Annotated in this window: 15 protein-coding genes; 8 read left to right on the forward strand and 7 right to left on the reverse strand. The window is 73.2% G+C overall.

The window, feature by feature from the left end:
• Nucleotides 1-104 precede the first annotated feature (104 nt).
• A complete protein-coding gene (locus BRM3_RS12070; RefSeq protein WP_263593550.1) occupies nucleotides 105-896 on the forward strand; it encodes an ABC transporter ATP-binding protein in 792 nt (263 codons plus the stop codon).
• A gap of 13 nt (nucleotides 897-909) precedes the next feature.
• A complete protein-coding gene (locus BRM3_RS12075; protein ID WP_263593551.1) occupies nucleotides 910-1,740 on the forward strand; it encodes a TrmH family RNA methyltransferase in 831 nt (276 codons plus the stop codon).
• 53 nt (nucleotides 1,741-1,793) lie between these two features.
• Here the strand turns inward: BRM3_RS12075 and BRM3_RS12080 are convergent, their stop codons facing one another.
• Complete coding sequence (locus tag BRM3_RS12080; protein ID WP_263593552.1) at nucleotides 1,794-3,068, reverse strand: FAD-dependent monooxygenase; 1,275 nt, start codon at nucleotides 3,066-3,068, stop codon at nucleotides 1,794-1,796.
• Between the two features lie 37 nt (nucleotides 3,069-3,105).
• Between BRM3_RS12080 and BRM3_RS12085 the strand changes: the two genes are divergently transcribed.
• The gene (locus tag BRM3_RS12085; RefSeq protein WP_263593553.1) at nucleotides 3,106-3,666 is read left to right on the forward strand and encodes a TetR/AcrR family transcriptional regulator; all 561 of its coding nucleotides are present in this window, start codon (nucleotides 3,106-3,108) and stop codon (nucleotides 3,664-3,666) included.
• Between the two features lie 38 nt (nucleotides 3,667-3,704).
• On the opposite strand, the gene BRM3_RS12090 is transcribed toward BRM3_RS12085, so the two are convergent.
• Together BRM3_RS12090 and BRM3_RS12095 are read right to left on the reverse strand one after the other, a co-directional pair.
• Entirely contained in the window at nucleotides 3,705-4,007 is a 303-nt protein-coding gene (locus tag BRM3_RS12090) for a hypothetical protein (RefSeq protein ID WP_263593554.1), read from the reverse strand.
• A gap of 39 nt (nucleotides 4,008-4,046) precedes the next feature.
• Complete coding sequence (locus BRM3_RS12095) at nucleotides 4,047-4,682, reverse strand: phosphotransferase family protein (protein ID WP_263593555.1); 636 nt, start codon at nucleotides 4,680-4,682, stop codon at nucleotides 4,047-4,049.
• Nucleotides 4,683-4,802: 120 nt separating this feature from the next.
• Between BRM3_RS12095 and BRM3_RS12100 the strand changes: the two genes are divergently transcribed.
• Nucleotides 4,803-5,639: an aminoglycoside phosphotransferase family protein gene (locus BRM3_RS12100; RefSeq protein WP_263593556.1), complete on the forward strand. Its 837-nt coding sequence runs from the start codon at nucleotides 4,803-4,805 to the stop codon at nucleotides 5,637-5,639.
• 26 nt (nucleotides 5,640-5,665) lie between these two features.
• On the opposite strand, the gene BRM3_RS12105 is transcribed toward BRM3_RS12100, so the two are convergent.
• Nucleotides 5,666-6,628 (reverse strand): redoxin family protein, encoded by a 963-nt coding sequence (locus BRM3_RS12105; protein ID WP_263593557.1) that lies wholly within the window; start codon nucleotides 6,626-6,628, stop codon nucleotides 5,666-5,668.
• Nucleotides 6,629-6,673: 45 nt separating this feature from the next.
• The gene (locus tag BRM3_RS12110) at nucleotides 6,674-7,258 is read right to left on the reverse strand and encodes an NUDIX domain-containing protein (RefSeq protein WP_263595458.1); all 585 of its coding nucleotides are present in this window, start codon (nucleotides 7,256-7,258) and stop codon (nucleotides 6,674-6,676) included.
• Between the two features lie 60 nt (nucleotides 7,259-7,318).
• Between BRM3_RS12110 and BRM3_RS12115 the strand changes: the two genes are divergently transcribed.
• Genes BRM3_RS12115 through BRM3_RS12125 form a run of 3 tightly spaced genes read left to right on the forward strand, consistent with a single transcriptional unit; the run spans nucleotide 7,319 to nucleotide 13,605 of the window.
• On the forward strand, nucleotides 7,319-8,236 hold the full coding sequence (locus BRM3_RS12115; protein WP_263593558.1) for a hypothetical protein: 918 nt from the start codon (nucleotides 7,319-7,321) through the stop codon (nucleotides 8,234-8,236).
• Nucleotides 8,236-10,062: a DNA polymerase Y family protein gene (locus BRM3_RS12120; protein ID WP_263593559.1), complete on the forward strand. Its 1,827-nt coding sequence runs from the start codon at nucleotides 8,236-8,238 to the stop codon at nucleotides 10,060-10,062. Before BRM3_RS12115 ends, BRM3_RS12120 begins: the two co-directional genes overlap by 1 nt.
• A gap of 21 nt (nucleotides 10,063-10,083) precedes the next feature.
• Entirely contained in the window at nucleotides 10,084-13,605 is a 3,522-nt protein-coding gene (locus tag BRM3_RS12125; protein WP_263593560.1) for an error-prone DNA polymerase, read from the forward strand.
• Nucleotides 13,606-13,714: 109 nt separating this feature from the next.
• On the opposite strand, the gene BRM3_RS12130 is transcribed toward BRM3_RS12125, so the two are convergent.
• Together BRM3_RS12130 and BRM3_RS12135 are read right to left on the reverse strand one after the other, a co-directional pair.
• On the reverse strand, nucleotides 13,715-16,240 hold the full coding sequence (locus tag BRM3_RS12130) for a YhgE/Pip domain-containing protein (protein WP_263593561.1): 2,526 nt from the start codon (nucleotides 16,238-16,240) through the stop codon (nucleotides 13,715-13,717).
• On the reverse strand, nucleotides 16,237-18,990 hold the full coding sequence (locus BRM3_RS12135) for an MMPL family transporter (protein ID WP_263593562.1): 2,754 nt from the start codon (nucleotides 18,988-18,990) through the stop codon (nucleotides 16,237-16,239). The genes BRM3_RS12130 and BRM3_RS12135 overlap by 4 nt, the downstream gene beginning before the upstream one ends.
• A 244-nt stretch (nucleotides 18,991-19,234) precedes the next feature.
• Here BRM3_RS12135 and BRM3_RS12140 point away from each other — a divergent pair, with 244 nt between their 5' ends.
• Nucleotides 19,235-19,894, forward strand: coding sequence for a TetR/AcrR family transcriptional regulator (locus BRM3_RS12140; RefSeq protein WP_263593563.1), 660 nt, complete (start codon nucleotides 19,235-19,237; stop codon nucleotides 19,892-19,894).
• Nucleotides 19,895-19,907: the final 13 nt, after the last annotated feature.

A 19,907-nucleotide genomic window follows, 5' to 3' on the forward strand; every position in this document is an offset into this window, starting at 1 on the left:
GGGGCCAGTGTAGGAGCCGCGCCCGACAGCCGAGGCGGCTGTGACATCCAGGACGCGGTGGCCGGGTGGGCGAGGCGAGGCCGGCGGGCGATAGGGTCGGGTCCATGCCCGACGCAGCCGCTCTTCATGATGTCGTCGTCCGCCGCAGCGGACGCAACCTGCTGGACCACGTGGACTTCTCCGTCGCGGAGGGGGACCGGTGGGTGGTCCTCGGCCCCAACGGCGCCGGCAAGTCCACGATGCTGCGGCTGCTGTCGGCCCGGCTGCACCCCACCTCGGGCACCGTCGACATCCTCGGGGAGCGGCTGGGCCGCACCGACATCTTCGAGCTGCGGCCGCTGATCGGCCTCGCCAGCCAGGAGCTCGCCGACTCGATCCCGGTCGAGGAGACCGCGCTCGACGTCGTGGTCACGGCGGGGTACGGCATCACCGGGCGCTGGCGCGAGCACTACGACGAGCTGGACCTCGACCGCGCGCGCACCCTGCTCGCGGCCTTCGGCGTCGAGAAGCTGTCCGACCGCATGTTCGGCACCCTGTCGACGGGGGAGCGCAAGCGCGTGCTGTCGGCGCGCGCCCTCATGACCGACCCCGAGCTGCTGCTGCTCGACGAGCCCGCCTCCGGGCTCGACCTGGGCGGCCGCGAGGAGCTCGTGCGATCCCTGTCGCAGCTCGCCAAGGACCCCGCGACGCCCGTGACCGTGCTGGTCACCCACCACGTCGAGGAGATCCCGCCGGGCTACACGCACGCCCTACTGCTGCGCAGCGGCACGGTGGTCGCGGCGGGCCCGATCGAGGAGACCCTCACCTCGCGCAACCTCACGCGCACCTTCGGGCTTCCGCTCGTGGTCGAGCAGCGCGGAGAGCGCTTCACCGCGCGCGCCGTCTCCCTGGCCTGAGCAGGCGCTCCGCGTGATCGAACGCCTCACGTCCGTCGCCGATCCGCGTCTGGACGACTACCTCCGCATGACCGACGTGCGTCTGCGGTCCGTGCTGGAGCCCGAGCGCGGCCTGTTCATGGCCGAGAGCTACAACGTCATCGAGCGGGCCGTCGAGGCGGGCTGCGCACCGCGGTCCTTCCTCATGTCCGACAAGTGGCTCGAGAAGTTCGCGCCGCTGTTCGAGCGCTTCGAGGACGTGCCCGTGTTCGTGGGCCCCGAGGAGCTGCTCGAGGAGCTCACCGGCTTTCACCTGCACCGCGGGGCGCTCGCGGCGATGCAGCGTCCGGCGCTGCTGTCCGTCGCCGACGTGCTCGCGGCCGCGCAGGCTCCGAGCGCCGACGGCACCACGGGGCGTGCGCGCGTCGCGGTGCTCGAGGACCTGGTCGACCACACGAACGTGGGCGCCGCGTTCCGCAGCGCGGCGGCGCTCGGGGTGGACGCGGTGCTCGTGACGCCGCGCTGCGCCGACCCGCTGTACCGCCGGTCGATCCGAGTGTCGATGGGCACCGTGTTCCAGGTGCCGTGGACCCGCGTCGAGGCGTGGCCCGCGGGCGTCGAGCAGCTCCAGGAGGCCGGCTTCGTGGTCGCGGGCATGACGCTCGGGGAGGGGGCGATCACCCTGGACGAGCTGGTCGCCGAGGACCATCCGCGCCTCGCGCTGGTCTTCGGCACGGAGGGGCACGGCATGACGCCGGGCGCCGACCGCCTCCTCGACCGGCGCGTGACCATCCCGATGATGCACGGCGTGGACTCCCTCAACGTCGCGGCGTCGTCGGCGGTGGCGTTCTACGCGACGCGGTAGACGAGGGTGCCGCGTCGGCCGTCCAGGCGGTATGACGCCACCTGATCCTGCTGTCACCCCGACGTGGGCGCCGAGCCCGACGCCTGGGCGCCGGAGGCCGCGAACTCGAGGCGTTCGGGCCGGAGCCCGAGCCCGATGAAGCGGCCGACCAGCCGGGTGGCCGGCGGGAACCGGTCGAGGATGCGCACCGGCAGCGGCAGGGGCCGGCCCGGATCGGTGTCGAGCAGCATCCCCTGGAGCGCCTGCTGGACACGCTGGGTGAGGGCGGTCGGCCGCGCGCGACGGCGCTGGACACGACGCAGGTCGCTGAGCGTCGGCGCACCGTCGAGCAGGACCGGTCCCAGGATGTTCGCCGTCGCGACCGCGTCCTGGATCGCGAGGTTGATGCCGATGCTGCCGGCCGGCGACATGGCGTGCGCGGCGTCGCCGATGCACAGGAGCCCCGGGGCGGCCCAGTCGCGGAGGCGCTCGAGGCGCACCCGGAGCAGCTTGACGTCCTCGTAGGCCAGCACGTCGACACGATCGGAGAACGCGGGCTCGATCGCGACCACCCGCTCCGTCATCGCCCGGAGGCTCTCCTGTGCGCCGGGGCCGCGTTCGGGATCCCAGCTCCCCGCAGGGATGACATGGGCGACCTGGTAGTAGTCGCCCCGGTCGATCGCCACGAGCATGCCGGCGCCGGCCTCCAGGAGGGGACGACGTTCGTCCGGTGCCTTGGGGATCCGGAACCAGAGCACATCCATGGCGGTGGCCAGACGCCGGGGGAGCAGCCCTGCCGCCGCTCGCACGTCCGAGTCGCGGCCGTCGGCCGCCACGACCGTCGCCGCGCGCAGCTCGACCGGCCCCGACGGACCGACCGCGTGCGCGCCCACGACGCGCCCGCCGTCGCGGATCAGCCCGTCGACGGCGGTCTCGCGCAGGAGCTCGAAGGTGGGCAGCGCCTCCGCGGCGCGGGCGAGGAGGTCGAGGAAGTCCCCTTGGGGCATGAAGGTGACGGCTCGGCGTGCGGTGGGCAGGTGGGAGAGGTCGGCGAGCGTGACCTCCCGGACGCCGCGCCAGCCGAAGGAGACGCGGTCCAGATCGGTGTGGGGGAGCTCGAGGAACTCCTCGAGCAGGCCGAGCTGGAGGAGGAGCTCCTGCGTGGAGGGATGGATCGTGTCGCCGCGGAAGTCCCGGAGGAAGTCGGCGTGCTTCTCGGCGACGACGACGCGCACGCCGCCTCGTGCCAGCAGGTAGCCGAGCAGGAGGCCGGCCGGGCCGCCGCCGACGACGAGGCAGTCCGCCGTCGCGTGGGAGGTCGTCCGCTCGTCCGTTCCGGTGCTTCGCATGCTGCGATCCTGGTGCGCGCCGTGACAGGATGCCAGCGTGGTCAAGAAAAGGGCCGGTCGCCCTGCGGGCGGCTCGGAGGCGCGCGAGCGCCTTCTCGAGGCCGCGGAGCTGCAGCTTCTGTCGGATGATCCGAGCGCCCTGACCAGTCGCGCGATCGCGCTGCGGGCCGGCGTGAGCCACTCCTTGGTCAATTATCACTTCGGGTCGGTCGACGCTCTGGTGGCCGAGGCGCTCGCGCTCACCGTCACGCCGAAGCGGGTGATGCAGTGGGCGACGGGTGAGGGCGGCTCGATCGACGTCGATCGACTCGCGCAGGGGCTGGTCCGGATGTGGGAGGACCCCGTCGTCGGCCGGCGCCTCGTGGCGCTCGCCCGCACGCTCGTCGCCGGAACGGGCCCGGCCCCTCTGCTCGGGACCTATCTCGAACGAGCGGTCTTCGAGCCGCTCGTCCAGCACCTCGGGCCCGAACGCGCCCGTCGCGCCGCCGTCGCGATCGTCGGCACGATCTTCAGCCGTTACGTGCTCACTCTCGGGCCGACGGCCACTGCCGACCCCGGCCAGGTGGCCGCCGAGCTCGCGCGCATGATGCGGGGCTGAGCGCTCGCGGCGCCGAGTCGGCAGCGGCTTCGGGCGGACTAGCCGAGCAGGGGCGCCAGATAGCCGCCGTCGGCGTCGAGCAGGTCGAGGAGCAGGCGCGAGGGCCGCCAGTTTTCGACACGTTCCTCGGCGCTGTCATGGGAGAGCCAGATGCCGAGGTCGCGCAGCTGGTCGAGCACCGCCGCCCCGTGGATCAGCGCAGGACCGTGCAGACGATCCATCTCGCGAGCAGCGATCTGGACGGCCGCGGCGCCGGCCTCGGAGTCGACGCGCCGACCATCCTCCGTGACGCGGGCCTCGCAGACCAGGCGGCACAGGTCGATCTCGACCGGGCCGAGCACGGCGTACTCGACGTCCAGCAGGGCGACGACCTCGCCGTCTCACAGGGCGTTCATGAGCGCGAGATCGCCGTGGTCGACGGTCTGCTCGACCAGGGGAGCGGCCTGGAAATAGCCCGCGATGACGCTTCGGAGCCGCGACCGCTGGTCGGCGGGCAGTCCGAGCGCGGCCTCGGCGCGCCCGGCCGCCGCCATGGCATCGTCGGTGGTAGCCGGGATGAAACCGCCGTGCGACGGGACGTGCGTGCGAAGAGACGGGGTCGCGTCGTGCATGACCTGTGCCCGGGCCCACAGCTCGCAGACCGCCTGTCGTCGCTGCGCCGCGGTGAGCGTCGGCCATGCCTCGCCCAGGTTCCGGCCGTGGACCTCTCTGGTCACGATCCATCCGTGGCCCTCGGTCGTGCCCTCCCCGAGGATCTCCGGATGCCCGACCTCTCGCGGCAGGGCACGCACGAGCGCGGCCTCGCGGGCCATGCCGACGAGCGTCTGCGCGATCCGCACGGCGAGGCCGTCACCGACCCACGTGGCGTTCGAGTACCCGTTCGCTCGACGCATCCGGGTGAGGTCGCCGCCGTGGCGGGCCGCCACCTCAGCGGCCACGGCTCGGACGAAGGCCGCCTCGGACGGGTCACGGTGCTGGTCGAGCGGATGGACCTCGGCCCCGGTTCCCTGCGTCATGCACGCATCGTCGCACAGCCGTGTCGGGGCCGATCCGACGATGTGGGCACGACGTGTGGGGCGCCCTCACTGAGGACAACCGGTTCGCACGAGGCCGCGGAGAGAGCGATGATCTCCTCCATGCCTGCCTCTCTCAGCGATCCGCTGGCCCGTGCGCTCGAGCACTGGGGATGCGAGCCCGACGGCGAGCTGCTGCACGGCGGCATGTCAGAGGTCCTTCCCGTCCGCCGCGGGGACCAGGAGCTCATGCTCAAGGTGCTTCCCCGATCCGCGGGGGCTCTCGAGGCCCTCGCGCTGCGGGCCTTCCCGGCGTCGGCATCGGTGCGCTGTCTCGATCATGACGACGGCCTCGGCGCCCTGCTGCTGGAACGGCTGACGCCCGTCTCCCTGGCCGGTGCCCCGCCGGATCGATCCATCACGGTCCAAGCGGAGCTGGCGCGGTCTCTCGCGGTGCCCGATCCCTCGCGGATGAGCGACGGAGTGTCGATCGAACGCCTCGGGTCCGACGGCTGGCTCGCGCATCTCGACGTCCTGCTGCACCGCGGTCCATCCCTGCTCTCGGGCCGCTCGATCGAGAGGGCGCGAGAGGCGATCGCCGACCTCGCCGAGGACCCGACCGGCACCATGACCCACGGCGACCTGCACTCGCGCAATGTCCACCGGGACCGCGACGGACGATGGCGCGTCCTCGACCCGGCGCCGCGCGTCGGCACCATCGCCTACGAGAGCCACACCGTGGTCGTGGAGCGGGATCGGCTGGGCGAGCTGATCGCCGCCGGACCGCGTGAGCTCCTGCGTCGGCTCGAGCTCTTCGCCGACGTCGCCGACGTCTCCCCGGCGCTCACGGCAGGGCTCTGCCAGGCCCGCGCGGTCACCTCCGCGGTGCACGAGGCGATCGAGGGCCATGCCCTCCTCTCGACCCAGCTGGCCTGGATGGCCGAGTCGCTGTCGCGATAGAGGGTGCCGGCTCGACGGCCGCTCGGTCATCGCCGCTCCGCCGTCCCGTCCGAGGCGGGATTCTCCGTGAGCCATCGCAGCACCTGCTGAGCATGGGTGTTCGGCGGGAAGATCGGGTAGAAGACATGCTCGATCCGCCCGTCCCGGACGATCAGCGTCAGACGGGCGTACAGCCGGTCATGGCCGGGGGCGGCGATCATCGGCAGGTGCAGCGCGTCGCCCAGCTCGAACCCCTCGTCGGAGATCATGGGGAACGGCAGACGGAGCCGGTCGACGACCTCCGCTTGATACGTCGTGCTCTGGCTCGAGAGTCCGAAGACACGCGAAGCGCCGGCTCGGCGCAGATCCTCGACATGATCCCGGAAGTCGCAGGCTTCGGTCGAGCAGCCGCGCGCACCCGGGATCGCGTCCCACCCCTCGGGCAGATCGGCCCCGGGGCGACCCGTCAGCGGGTACAGGTAGAGCACCGTCCGTGCCGTTCCCAGGCTCCCCAGATCGATGTGGCCGCCGTCGGTTCCGGGCAGCATCAGAGCAGGAAGCTCCGAGCCCGGGAGATGGTCGGCCGCCCCGTCGTCCTCGGGAACGGGGAGGCCGTCGGGCAAGATCGCGGTGTCGGTCATCGCTGTCTCCGTGAAGGTTCGTGAGGCGCTGTCCAGCAGACGTGCGGAGAGAGAGGCGCGCCGAGCGGTGAGGGAGTCGATGGTGCGGTCCAGCGCGGCGATCGCGTCGCGGTATGCGGCCAGCGAGCTGACGCAGTCGTCGCCGTGCTCGTGCCCCGCGCCGAGGCACTCCACGAACGGGCGGGCGTACTGAGGTGAGATGCCCATCCCGGCCAGGTCGCGGATCTCGGACACCGCGCGCAGATCGTGCTCGCCGTAGACGCGATATCCGTTGCTCCCCCGTGAGGGCGCGAGCAGACCGAGCTGCTCGCAGTACCGAACGGCCTTCACCGTGACGCCCGCGCGACCCGCCAGTTCTCCGATCCGCATCGTCGACCTCCGGCCACACGCTAGACCTTGACCTAGGGGGCAAGGTCAAGGCGCGATCCGCCCGACTCGATCAAGGACGACGTGCCCGACGGCCTCAGGCGGCCGAACGCAGGACGTCGCCAGGGCGGAGGCCACCGAGGGATGGGCCATCACGAGCGCGGGCAGGTCGTCGGCCGCGAACCATCGCAGCTCGTCGTGCTCGTCCGGGGCGGCGTTGACCGGCTCTCCCGACCAGGCGGTGACCAGGAACGAGGTCATCACGAGGCTCGGGTCCGGGCACGGCATCGCGAGGGGCGCGAGTGCTCGCACGCGGATGCCGAGCTCCTCGACGCATTCGCGGACGAGAGCCTCTCGCGCCGTCTCGTCCGGTTCGGGACGACCATGCCCTGACGGTGTCCCGGGTCGTCGTGCCCCGCTGCGGACCCTGATGGCGAGGCGACGGTCCGCAGGCGGGCGCACGACCGGGAGGGGACGGCCGCTCCGGCGTCGCCCCCTCCTCCGCACGGTGCCCACACCCCCGTCTGTCACACCCCTCTTCCACACTGTCGGACAGGTGTTCGAGAGCGTGACCTGCACGGCTTGACGATCCCTCCCGCTCCCGGCGTATTGTTCGAACACGCGTTCGAACACGCGTTCGAACAAGCGATCGGTCGGGAGGCCGTCGCCAGCGGTCGGGACGGAGGTGGATCCATGAGCGTCGTGCAGGCGCAGGCGCCCACGGGCGAGAGGGAGGAGCGTCTGGCGCGGGCGCGCGCGGCTCTCGGTGCGGCCGAGCGCAGCGCGTCCCGCTGGGGCGGCCGGATCGATCGCACCGCCCTGCGCGCCGGCACGGGGCGGGGCGGCCCCGTGGGCCTCGTCCCTCCTCCCGCCGCGCCGGCACCGACGCCCCCTGACCCCGATGCGCCGACCATCGCCCCCGCCGCTCCCGCTGAGCCGCCCGTCGCCCCCGACGAGGCCCACACGCGTCTGCCCGTCCCCGACGCCCTGGCACCGCTCATCCCCTACGGCTCCCTGCGTGCCGGCAGCTCGCTCGCGGTGACCGGGGCGGCGAGCACCTCGCTGCTGCTGGCCCTCGCGGCCACGGCCGCAGGGGAGGACGCCTGGTGCGCGATCGCGGGACTGCCCGACCTCGGCCTGCGGGCCGCGCTCGACGCCGGGCTCGACCCCCGGCGCCTCGCGATCATGCCCGCGGCCGCCGAGCAGACCGCCTCCGTGCTCTCCGCCCTCGTCGACGGCGTGGGGGTGGTGGTCCTGGGCCCTCATCTCCCGCTCACGCCCGCCCTGTGGCGCGCGCTGACCGGCCGTGCCCGCACCCGGGACACCCTCGTGCTCGCCGCCCGTCCACCGGGCCGCGCCGACGTGCAGCTCGAGGCGACCGCCCTCGGCTGGGACGGCCTCGGATCGGGCTCGGGCCGCCTGCGCCGCCGACGACTCCTGGTGGCCTCCGCCGGTCGCGGCATCGCCGGCGACCGCGAGACGACGGTCCTCCTGCCGGAGGTGCGCGGCATGATCGCGGCGCTTCCCGCAGTCGGCCAGCAGCCGGCAGCGACGACGGCCGACTCGCCCTCGGCTCCCGTCGCCCTGCATGCGGTGAGGAGGGCCGGCTGATGTCCGTCCTGCTCCCCGACCTCCTCTCTCCGCAGACGCCGCAGACCGAGGGCGTCTCCACGCGGACCGCTGCCGTGATCGTGCCGGACTGGCCGCTCGTGGCAGCTCGCGACCGTCATGAACGCGCCCGCGAGGAGGCCGAACGGGCCGCCGTGGAGAGGGCACGAGCCGCAGAGGGCTCCCGTGGTCCGGACCCGCTGCCCGTCGACGCCCCCGCACCGGCGCCTGCGGCGGCCCCGGGGCCGCTGATCCTGCTGGACCGCCATCGCGTGGTGCACGCCGACCCCGCGGCCCGCGAGCGCGGCGTCGCGATCGGCATGCGCCGCCGCGCCGCGCAGTCCGCCTGCCCCGACGCGACCGTGCTCGAGGCCGACCGGGAGAACGAGGCCTCCCTGTTCGAGCTGGTGGCGGCCGCCGTCGACACCGTCGCCGCCGGGGTGGACGTGCTGCGGCCGGGGATCCTGCTGATGAGCGCCCGGGGCCCGGCCCGCCACGCCGGGGGAGAGGAGCGCCTCGCCGAGCGGATCGTCGACGCCGTCGCCGACCTCACCGGCTGGGACTGCTCCGTGGGCATCGCCGACGGCCCCTTCGCGGCCCTCCTGGCCGCTCGCGCCGGACGCGTCGTGCGCACCGGGCGCAGCGCCGACTACCTCGCCCCGCACCCGATCGCCGCCCTGCGCCATGCCCCCGTCGGCCCCGGCTGGGGCCACCGCGACCAGGCCGCCCCCGCCGTCGGCGAGAAGCGCCTCGATCTCGCCGAGGTCGTCGACCTGCTGCAGCGTCTCGGCATCGCGACCCTGGGGGACCTCGCGGCCCTTCCTGCCTCCTCGGTGGCCGACCGTTTCGGCCCCGACGTCGCCCTCCTGCACCTGCTCAGCCGCGGCCTCGAGCCGTCGCCCCCGGCGGCGCACCGGCCCGAGCAGCCGATCGAGGCGATCACGGTCCTCGAGACCCCGCTCGTGCGCACCGACCAGGCGGCGTTCGTCGCCCGGCCCCTGGCCGAGCACCTGCACGCGCTGCTCGTCGAGCGCGGCCTGATCTGCACCCGTCTGCGGATCGTCGCCCGCACCGAGAACGGCGAGGAGATGGAGCGCACGTGGCGCCACGACGGGGCGCTCACGGTGGCCGATGTGGTCGACCGCATCCGCTGGCAGTGCGACGGATGGGTCACGAGCGCCCGGCTCGGCAGGGCCCGCACCGGCGCGATCATCCGTCTCGGCCTGCACCCCGTGCAGCTCATGCCCGCCGGGGAGGGCGCCCCGGCCCTGTGGGGCAGCGCGGGGGAGGCCTCCCAGCGCGCGGCGCGCGCCTTCGCCCGTGCCCAGGGACTCGCGGGCGAGCGGGCGGTGCTCGTCCCCGCGGCCGCGGGCGGGCGCCTGCTGGCCGAGGAGGTCGCCCTCATCCCGTGGCGCAGCGAACGGCCCGCCCCGCGACGGGGGCCGTGGCCCGGCTCCCTGCCGCGCCCCGTCCCCGCCACGGTGTTCCGGGAGCGGCCCACCGTGACGCTGCTCGACGCGGGCGGCTCGCCCGTCCTCGTCACCGCCCGCGGTCTGCTGAGCGCCCCGCCGTCCCGCCTGTCGGTCCCCGCCGGGAGCAGGGCTCTGGCCGGGACCGCGCTGGCCCCGGGCGGCTCGCTCGACGTCCTCTCCCACGGCGCGCCCACCGTCATAGACGAACGCTGGTGGGGTCCGAGCGGACGCCGCTCCGCCCGCCTGCAGCTCGTCGTCGGGGCCGAGCGCGGCGACGGCACGAGCGGGGGCGAGCAGACCGCCCTGCTCGTCCTCTCCTGCGACGGCGCCTGGAGCGTGGAGGGCATCTATGACTGACCCGAGCCAGGAGGTGCCCCGATGAGCCGCTGGTTCCTCGGCCCGCCCTCGTGGAAGGACCTCGAGGCCGTCCTGTCGGACCGCCCCGCGCACGTGACCGCCCCGCCGCCCATCGAGGTGATCCACACCGGCGTGCGGCAGCGCGACGCCTACACCCCGGCCGCGGACGTCCCCTACGCCGAGCTGCACGCCCACTCCCACTTCAGCTTCCTCGACGGCTCCTCGAGCCCTGAGAACATGGTGGCCGAGGCCGCCCGGCTCGGGCTGCGCGCGATCGCCCTCACCGACCACGACGGCTTCCCCGGCGTGGTCCGCTTCGCCCAGGCCGCCCGGGAGCACGACATGGCCACCATCTTCGGCTCCGAGCTCACGCTCGGCACAGAGCCGGGGGCCGACGTCGCCTCCTCCACGCCCGTGCGCTCTGCCCCGCGCACGGGCGTGCCCGATCCGCTCGGCGAGCACCTGCTCGTGCTCGCCCGCGACGCGAGGGGCTATCGGCAGCTGTCGGCGCTCATCGCCCGCGCCCATCTCGACGGCGGGGAGAAGGGCGCCCCCCGCTATCGGCTCGACCGTCTGACCGAGGCCGCGCGCGAGGGGCACTGGCTGATCCTCACCGGCTGCCGCAAGGGGGCCGTCGCCGCGGCCGTGCGCCCCCCTCTGCTCGAGGGCGACCTCGAGGGCGCGGCGTGCGCCGCCGCCGCGGCGATCGACCGTCTCGTCGAGCTGTTCGGCGCCGGCAACGTGGTCGTCGAGCTCACCCGCACGGGCGACGTGCTCGACGACGAGCTGCACGACGCGCTCGCCCAGGGCGCCCGCCTGGTGCGTGAGGAGCGAGGACTGGACGCCGCGACGCTCCCGCTCGTGGCCACCACCAACGCCCATTACGCCCACACGGGCCACAAGCGTCTCGCGGACGCCCATGCCGCCCTGCGTGCCGGCGGCAGCCTCGAGAGCGCCGACCCGTACCTGTCGAGCCGCCTGGCCCACCTGCGCAGCGGCGAGGAGATGCTGGCCCTCACCTCCCGCTATCCGCAGGCCGTGGCGAACGCCGCCCGGATCGGCGAGGACTGCTCCTTGGATCTCAAGCTGCTGGCTCCCGACCTGCCACCGTTCCCCGTCCCGGCGGGCCATGACGAGGCGAGCTGGCTCGTCGAGCTGGTCGAGAAGCAGGGCAAGGAACGCTACGGGCCGCGTCCGACCCCCGATCGCCCCGAACGGGTGCCGGGGGCCTGGAAGCAGATCGACCGCGAGCTGAAGATCATCACCGAGCTGAAGTTCCCGGGCTACTTCCTCATCGTCCACGAGATCGTCGACTTCTGCCGGGAGAACGCGATCCTGTGTCAGGGACGCGGCTCGGCCGCCAACTCCGCCGTCTGCTACGCCCTCGGCATCACCGGCGTCGAGCCCGTCGGCCATCAGCTGCTGTTCGAGCGCTTCCTCGCGCCCGAGCGCGACGGGCCGCCCGACATCGACCTCGACATCGACTCGGCCCGCCGGGAGGACGTGATCCAGCACGTCTACGACCTCTACGGCCGGGAGAACGCCGCCCAGGTCGCCAACGTGATCACCTACCGGGCCAAGCTCGCCGTGCGCGACGCCGCCCGCGCCCTAGGCTACGACGTCGGACGCCAGGACGCCTGGGCCCGCCAGATCGAGCGCTCCTTCTCCTCACTGCAGGAGACCGACATCCCCGCCGATGTGATCGACCTGGCCCATCAGCTGCGCGACGCCCCTCGTCACCTGGGCATTCATTCCGGTGGCATGGTCCTGGCCGACCGGCCCGTGATCGAGGTGTGCCCCGTCGAGCACGCCCGGATGAAGGACCGGACCGTGCTGCAGTGGGACAAGGACGACTGCGCCGACGCGGGGCTCGTGAAGTTCGACCTGCTGGGGCTGGGGATGCTCACCGCCCTGGACCACGCGCTGCGCCTCGTCGGCGAGTACCACGGGCAGGACTTCGACCTCGCGTCCCTGCCCCAGGAGGACCCGGCGCTCTACGACATGCTGTGCGCGGGCGACAGCGTCGGCGTGTTCCAGGTGGAGTCCCGCGCCCAGATCGCAACGCTGCCGCGGCTCAAGCCGAAGGAGTTCTACGACCTCGTCATCGAGGTCGCGCTGATCCGGCCCGGTCCCATCCAGGGCGGTTCGGTGCACCCGTTCATCCGCCGCAAGAACGGCGAGGAGGAGGTCACCTTCCTCCACCCGCTCCTGAAGAAGTCCCTCGGCCGCACCAAGGGGGTCCCGTTGTTCCAGGAGCAGCTCATGCAGATGGTCGTGGACGTCGCCGACTTCTCACCCGCGATGGCCGATCAGCTGCGACGCGCCATGGGCTCCAAGCGCTCGACCGAGAGGATGCTGGCGCTGTCGGATCAGCTGTTCGCCGGCATGGCCCGCCACGGCATCGTGGGGGAGGACGCCGAGGCGATCCACCGCAAGCTGCTCGCGTTCGCCAACTACGGCTTCCCGGAGTCCCATGCCTACTCGTTCGCCTATCTCGTCTATGCGAGCGCCTATCTCAAGGCCCACTACCCGGCGGCGTTCACGGCGGCCCTGCTGCGCTCCCAGCCGATGGGCTTCTACTCGCCGCAGTCCCTCGTGGCCGACGCCCGACGCCACGGCGTCCGCACCCGCGGCGTGGACGTGGCCGTCTCCGACGTCCAGACCACCCTCGAGCTGGACGAGGAGCACACCGCCTACCGGGTGCCGAGCGACGACGAGGTCTTCGAGGCCGCCGGCCGCAGCCCCGAGGGGCAGTGGCATGGCTCCGACGGCTGGTCCGAGGACGACAAGGACGTGCTGCGCGCCGCGCGCCCCCAGGTCCAGGGGGCCGCCGCGACGGCGGGGCCCGCGATCCGGCTGGGCCTCGAGCAGGTGCGCGGGATCAGCGACAAGACCGCCGAGCGCATCGTCTCCCGCCGCGAGGAGGGCCCCTTCGCCTCCATCCCCGACCTCGCCCGGCGCGTGGGCCTGAGCGCCCGGCAGCTCGAGGCGCTCGCGACCGCGGGGGCGCTGGACTCGCTCGCCTCCTCCCGGCGCCAGGCGCTGTGGGCGGCCGGGGCCGCCGCCCAGGAGTCCCCCGACACCCTGCCGCACCTGGCCGTCGGCGCCGACGCCCCCATGCTGCCGGGCATGAGCGACGCCGAGCTCGCGGCCGCGGACGCGTGGGCCACCGGCATCACGCCCGGTGAGCACCCGATGGCGCTCGTCCGCGAGAGTCTGACCGCGCGCGACGTCCTGCCGATCACCTCCCTGCGCGACGTGCCCGACGGCACCCGCCGGCACACGGCGGGGGTGATCACGCACCGGCAGCGCCCGGCCACGGCCAGCGGCGTCACCTTCCTGAGCCTCGAGGACGAGACGGGGATCCTCAACGTCGTGTGCTCGGTCGGGCTCTGGCGCCGCCATCGGGCGGTCCTGCGCACCTCCCGCGGGGTGGTGCTGCGCGGGGTCGTCGAGAACGCGAGCGGCGTCGTGAACCTCGTGGCCGACGCCGTGAGCGCTCTCCACGTGCCCGCCGCGGGACGATCACGGGACTTCCAATGAGACCGCGCCTCCCTGGCGCCGGCAGGGCTCACCTCCCTGCCGTCGGCAGGGCCCACCCGGTGCGGATCCCGGCCGCTCGCACCGTGCCCGGTCGCCCCTGGGGACCAGCTCAGGCGGGGAGGGCGTCGTTCTCCGAGACGAGCCGGGCGACGGCGAGCGAACGCGCCGAGCGCGAAGCCACGAGGGTCACGATGATCGAGGCGGCCGTCCAGCCCGCGAGGGCCAGCAGGGTCGACGACGTCGAGACCAGGGTGCCGCCGAGCGCGGCATGGATCAGCCCCGTGGACACGATCGAGATCGGCATGAACGCGCTGATCGACTGCAGCAGCTCCGGAGCGGTCTGCAGGGGCAGGATCCCTGCGAGCACCACCACCTGGAGCACCATCACGACGATCGACGCGATGCGCCCCACCCGGTTGCCCAGCAGCGCCAGGAGCGCCTGGTGGAGCGCAGCGAAGGCGACCGCCCCGGCGAGCGAGATCACCCCCACGCCGAGCGCCGACACCGGCTTGACGCCGATCGCGGTGATCACGCCGAGCACGGCGACGGTCTGCACGACCCCCAGGGCGAGGGCGGGCAGGAGCGAGCGCAGCGCGACCATCCACATCGGCATCGCGGCGTCGAGGAAGCGCCGCGACAGGGCCGGCAGCAGCAGGAAGGAACCGAAGGCGCCGAGCCACAGGGCGAGCGCGACCACGAAGGGGAAGGTCGCGGTGGACGCGCCGTGGGCCTGGTTCTCGCGGGAGGACAGGCTCGTGACGGGCTGGGCCCCCATGTCGCTCATGGCCGTGCGCTCGGACTCGGTGTAGCTGGGCATCTGGTCGGCGCCGTCGCGCAGCCCCTCGGCGAACTGGCCGGAGCCGTCGGCGAGCTGGGTCGAGCCGTCGTGCAGCTGGCTCGTGCCGTCCGCGAGGCCCTGGGTGCCCGTCGCCAGCTCGTCCGCGCCGTCGGCGAGCTCGGACGTGCCCGAGGCGAGCTGGGAGGAGCCCGTCGCGAGCTGGTCCGTGCCGTCGGCCAGCTGGCTCGCACCGGTCGCGGCGCCTTCGGCGCCGGTCGAGAGCTGCTCGGCGCCGTCGGCGAGCTGGTCAGCGCCGTCGGCGCTCTGGCGGGTGCCGCTCGCGAGCTGGTCGGCGCCGGTGGCGAGACCCGAGGCGCCGTCACCGAGCTGGTGGACGCCGTCGGACAGCTGCTGCACGCCGTCCACGAGAGTCGGCGCCTGGGCGGCGAACTGCTGGGCGCCGGTCGCGAGCTGCTCAGAGCCGCCCACGAGGCCGGGGTTCGCGGAGGTCCCGTCGCCGTGGGCGGCGGTGTCGACGCCCTCGGCGAGGGTCCGGGCGCCGTCGGATGAGTCGTCCAAGCCTTGCGAGGCTTGAGCCAATCCATCCGCATAGCCCTGGAGTTGAGCGCAGAACGTGGTGTCGGTGGACTTCTCGGCACATTCCGCGGCGAGAGCGCTCAGGCCGGGTTTGGTCGGATCCGACGCGTCACCGGCGGAGATCGCGCTCACACCCGTCGAGGCCTTTTCGAGACCGTTCGCGAGGTGCTTCGATCCGTCGACGAGCCCCGGGTTCTTCTCCGTCCCGTCGCCGTCGAAGGCGAGCTCAAGGCCGTCGGCGCTCGCCTGCGCACCGTCCGCGAGCTGCTGGGCGCCTGCCGCGAGACCGGGGTTCTGCGCGGTCCCGTCGCCCGTCACCCCGGCATCGAGCTGGTCCACGCCGGCGATGAGGCCGGGCTGCTGGTCGGTGCCGTTGATGCCGTCGGAGAGCTGCTGGGCGCCGTCGGAGAGCTGGTCGGCGCCGTCGGCGAGATCGCCGAGGCCGTCGGCGAGGTCGCGGCTGCCCTGGGCCACCCCGTCGACGCCGGTCGAGAGGTCGCCGAGGCCGTCGGCGAGGCTCCGGGTGCCCGTCGCGGTCTGCTGGATGCCGCTGTCGAGACCGTTCATGCCGTCGGACAGGTCCTGCGCGCCGCCGGCGAGCCCCGAGGAGCCGTCGGCGAGCTGGCGCGCGCCCTCGGAGGTCTGGCCGAGCCCGTCGTCCAGACCGGTCACGCCGTCGTCGATGCCCTCGGCGCCGTCGGCGGCCTGGGTGAAGGAGTCCTTCATCGTGTTGAAGCCGACGTAGAGCTGCGAGAGGTACTGCCGGGTCATCTCGGTGCCCGTCGAGGCGGCGGCCGCCTGGGAGATCGCGATGCCGATCGCGCTGTCGAGGGCGCCCGAGGCGTCGTTCGTCGTGACCTGGATGTCGGCCTGCTCGGCGTCGGTCGTGCCGAGGGTCGCGAGCTTGGTGCTGAAGTCCTTCGGGATCACGATGACGGCGGCGTACTCGCCGTTCTTCAGCCCCTCCTGGGCGTCCTTCTCGTCGGTGAGCCGCCAGTCGAAGCCGACCGTCGTGCTCGCGTCGCCCTGCTGGGTGGTCCCGGGCTGGGTGAGGGCGCCGGCGAGCTGGCGCCCGAAGGGCACGAGCTGCTCCTTGCCGTCGACGGTCATGGTCGCCCCCTCGTCGAGGTTCACGACCGCGGCGGGCACGTCGTCGAGACGGTCCACGCGGTCCTTGAGGGCCCACATGCCCACACCGGCGATCAGCAGGGGCAGCAGCACCACGACGATCAGGGCCTTGGGGTAGCGGAAGAGCCTCACGATCGATCTCCTTGGTCGGCGGCTGCGGGGGTCGGAGCGGCGAGCTCGAGGGTGACGAGGCGTTCGGGGGCCTCGAGCAGGCGGTCGATGCGGTCGCCCGCACGGTCGTCGTCGGCGCCGATGTCGCCGACCACGGCGGTCGCGCCGCGGCGCAGCATCGACTCGAGCAGGGACACGGTCTCGGCCCCTGCGGCCTCGAGGTCCACGGCCCGCTCGATCACGATCGTGCGGTCGGCGACGGCGCGCTCGGGGATGCCGCGCAGCCGGGCGGCGACGTCGCACCCGGACAGGAGCAGGTGGGTGCGCGACTGCACGGAGCCGATCTCGTCGGGGATCAGACGGTCGTGCACGGCGATCATGCCGTCGCCCGGGCGCAGCCGCCCCGAGACGAGCGCCAGGACGGTGTCGACGCGAGCCCGGTCCCCGCGGACGACGAGCAGGGTGCCCGGCACGGCGGATCCGGTGAGCGGGCCGAGCTCGCCGTCGGCCCCCACGAGGCGGGCCGTGACGTCGCGGAAGCGGATCGCCGCGCGGCCGTGCTCCTCGGTCCAGCGCCGGTGCTCGAGGACCTGCACGAGCCCCTCGCCCTCGACGTCCATGTGGGGCAGGAGGCGGTCGAGCCAGCGCGGCAGGTACCAGGCGTGGCGTCCGAGCAGGGCGAGGATCGCGGGCACGAGGGTCATGCGCACGACGAAGGCGTCGACCAGGATGCCGACGGCGAGCGCCACGGCGATCGGCTGGATCATGTAGGTGCCCTCGGGGATGAACGAGGCGAACACCGAGAACATGATGAGGGCCGCCGCGACCACGACGGGCGCGCTCGCGGAGAACCCGCGCTCGATCGACCCCTGGGCGTCGCCGCTGTGCACGAACTCCTCGCGCATCCGGGAGACCAGGAACACCTCGTAGTCCATCGCGAGGCCGAACAGGATGCCCATCACCATGATCGGCATGAACGAGATCACCGGGCCGGTCACGTGGATGTTCAGGGCGTCGTTGAGCCAGCCGTACTGGAACACCATGCCGACCGCGCCGAACGCGGCGCCGATCGACAGCAGGTAGCCGACCGAGGCCTTGATCGGCACCCAGATCGAGCGGAACACGATCGCGAGCAGGATGAGCGAGAGGCCCACGACGAAGACGCCGAAGGGGATGAGGGCGTCGGAGAGGCGATCGGTGATGTCGATCGCGACGGCGGTCTGACCGGTCACGGTCACGTCGGAGATGCCGAGGTCATTCTCCCAGCCGGCGGCGTCGCCGCGCAGGGTGCGCACGAGCTCGGAGGTCGACTCGTCGGTCTGGCCGCCGGCGGGGATGACGACCACGACGCCCATGTCGGCGCCCTCGTTGGGCGTGGACAGCTGCACGGTCTCGACGTCGGGCAGCTTCTCGATGTTCGTCTTGAGGTCGTCCATGACCCCGAGCGGGTCGGTCGTGTTGATGATGTCGGCGGTCACGAGCAGGGGCCCGTTGTAGCCGGCGCCGAACTTCTCCGACACCAGGTCGTAGGTCTGACGGGCCTGGGTGTCGGGCCGCTCAGTGCCCAGGTCCGGGAGCCCGAGGTGCATGTCCTTGGCAGGGATCGCGAGGGCGCCGACGCCGACCACGACGATCAGGATCGTCAGCAGCGGCACCCGGGTCACGAGCCGCACCCAGGAGGTGCCGAGGCCGCGACGGGGGCGCGCGTCGTCGGGCCGGGGCGGGAGCACGCCGCCGGCGGCGGCCATGGCGCGCCGCACGGAGCGCGGGCGCAGGCGCTCGCCGAGCAGGCCGAGGATCGCCGGCAGCAGCGTGAGCGCGATGATCACGGCGATCGCGACGGTCGCGGCCGAGGCCACGCCCATCAGGGTCAGGAACGGGATCCGGGTGACGAACAGGCCGACGAGGGCGATGATCACGGTCAGGCCGGCGAAGATGACGGCGCTGCCCGAGGTCGCGATCGCCTCGCCGATCGACTCCTCGACCTCCATCCCGGCCGTGAGCTGGTTGCGGTGCCGCGAGACGATGAACAGGGCGTAGTCGATGCCGACGGCGAGGCCGAGCATGATCGCGAGCGTCGGGGTGACCGAGGGGATGTCGACGCCGGAGGCGAGGGCGAGCAGGGCGGTCATGGAGACGGCGATGCCGACGAGCGCCGTCGTGATAGGGATCGCGGCGGGCAGGATCGCGCGGAAGGTGACGGCCAGGACCACGAGGGCCGCGATCACGCCGATGATCTCGCTGATGCCGACGGGCAGGCCCGTCTCCTGGAGGATCTGGCCGCCCAGGTGCGCCTCGAGCCCGCCGGCGTCGGCGTCGCGGGTGATGCCCTGCAGGCTCTCGAGGGCCCCGGCCGGGAAGCTGCCGGGCTGACCGGTCATCTGGACGGTGCCGATGATCGCGGTGTCGTCGTCCGAGCGGGTGCCGGGAGAGACGTCGGAGAAGGGGTCGGGGGCGGCCTCGACGCCGTCGACCGCGGCGGCCTTGTCCATCGTCGCGGCGATCTCGTCGCGATGGTCGTCGACCGTCGAGCCGTCGGTCGTCACGAAGACGATCTGGCCGGAGGTGCCGCTCAGCTGCGGGAAGCGGGTGGCCAGCTCGTCGAGGCCCTGCTGGGCCTGCGTGCCCGGGATCTCGAACTGGGAGGAGAGCTGGCCGCCGAGGCCCACCGCGAGGGCGCCGAACAGGACGACGAGCACGGCCCACGCGCCGACGACGCGCCACCGGGCGCGTGCCATGGTCCGGCCGAGGCGGTACAGAGCTGAGGACACGCGCGGATCTCCTGGGGTCGGGCTCGTGGACAGCGCGGGCACGGCCCCTCCGGCCCGGTGCGCCCCGGGGGCGGGACGGGAGCGGCGGAGTGCGGTGCGGCTTCGCGTCGGAGGTTCGTCACCGTGGCGCCCGTACTCGATACACAGATGTATCCAGAGCGATACTATAGGCGCCGTCCCCGTACGGACCAGGGCCCCGCGTCGTCGACGATGAGAGGCCCGGCACACTCCCGGAAGACCTGCCATGACCGATCTGTTCGACCCGCTGCCCGAGGCGCCCGCCACGCGCCGCCGGGAGAACACCCGTATGCGCCTGGTCCGCGCCTCTCTCGACGTGTTCGTCGACAAGGGCATCGACGGCGCGACGATCGACGACCTCGGGGCCGCGGCGGGCTTCACCCGCGGTGCCTTCTACTCGAGCTTCTCCAAGAAGGAGGAGGTCTTCTACGCCCTCTTCGAGTCGGTGACCGACGAGGTGATCGCCATGGTCAAGACCTCGGTCGCGGGGGCCCTCGAGCATGCGACGAGCGCCGTCGACCCCACCGAGGACGCGACCGTGATGGTCGCCGTCTTCGACGCCATCCGCCCCTACGGGCGCCAGTGGTACCTGCTGTACTCCGAGGCGGTCGCCCATGCGCTGCGCTCCGAGGAGGCGCTCGTCCAGCTCAACGCCCAGCGTCATCGGCTGCGCGACGAGATCGCCCACGCCCTCGACCACGGCATCCGGCTCAAGCAGGAGACGTGCGCGATCGGCGTGGACCACCTCGCCCAGCTCCTGATCGGCGTGTTCGTGGACCTCATGGTCCAGGAGAACCTCGACGGCGACGACATCACCGCGCTCGCGGGCGAGACGATCCTGCGGGTCATGCGCGCCTTCGTCGGCCCCTGCCGTCCGCAGGCCTGAGCGCCGGGGCGGT

Source organism: Brachybacterium huguangmaarense, from assembly GCF_025725725.1.
GTDB classification, from domain to species: Bacteria; Actinomycetota; Actinomycetes; order Actinomycetales; family Dermabacteraceae; genus Brachybacterium; species Brachybacterium huguangmaarense.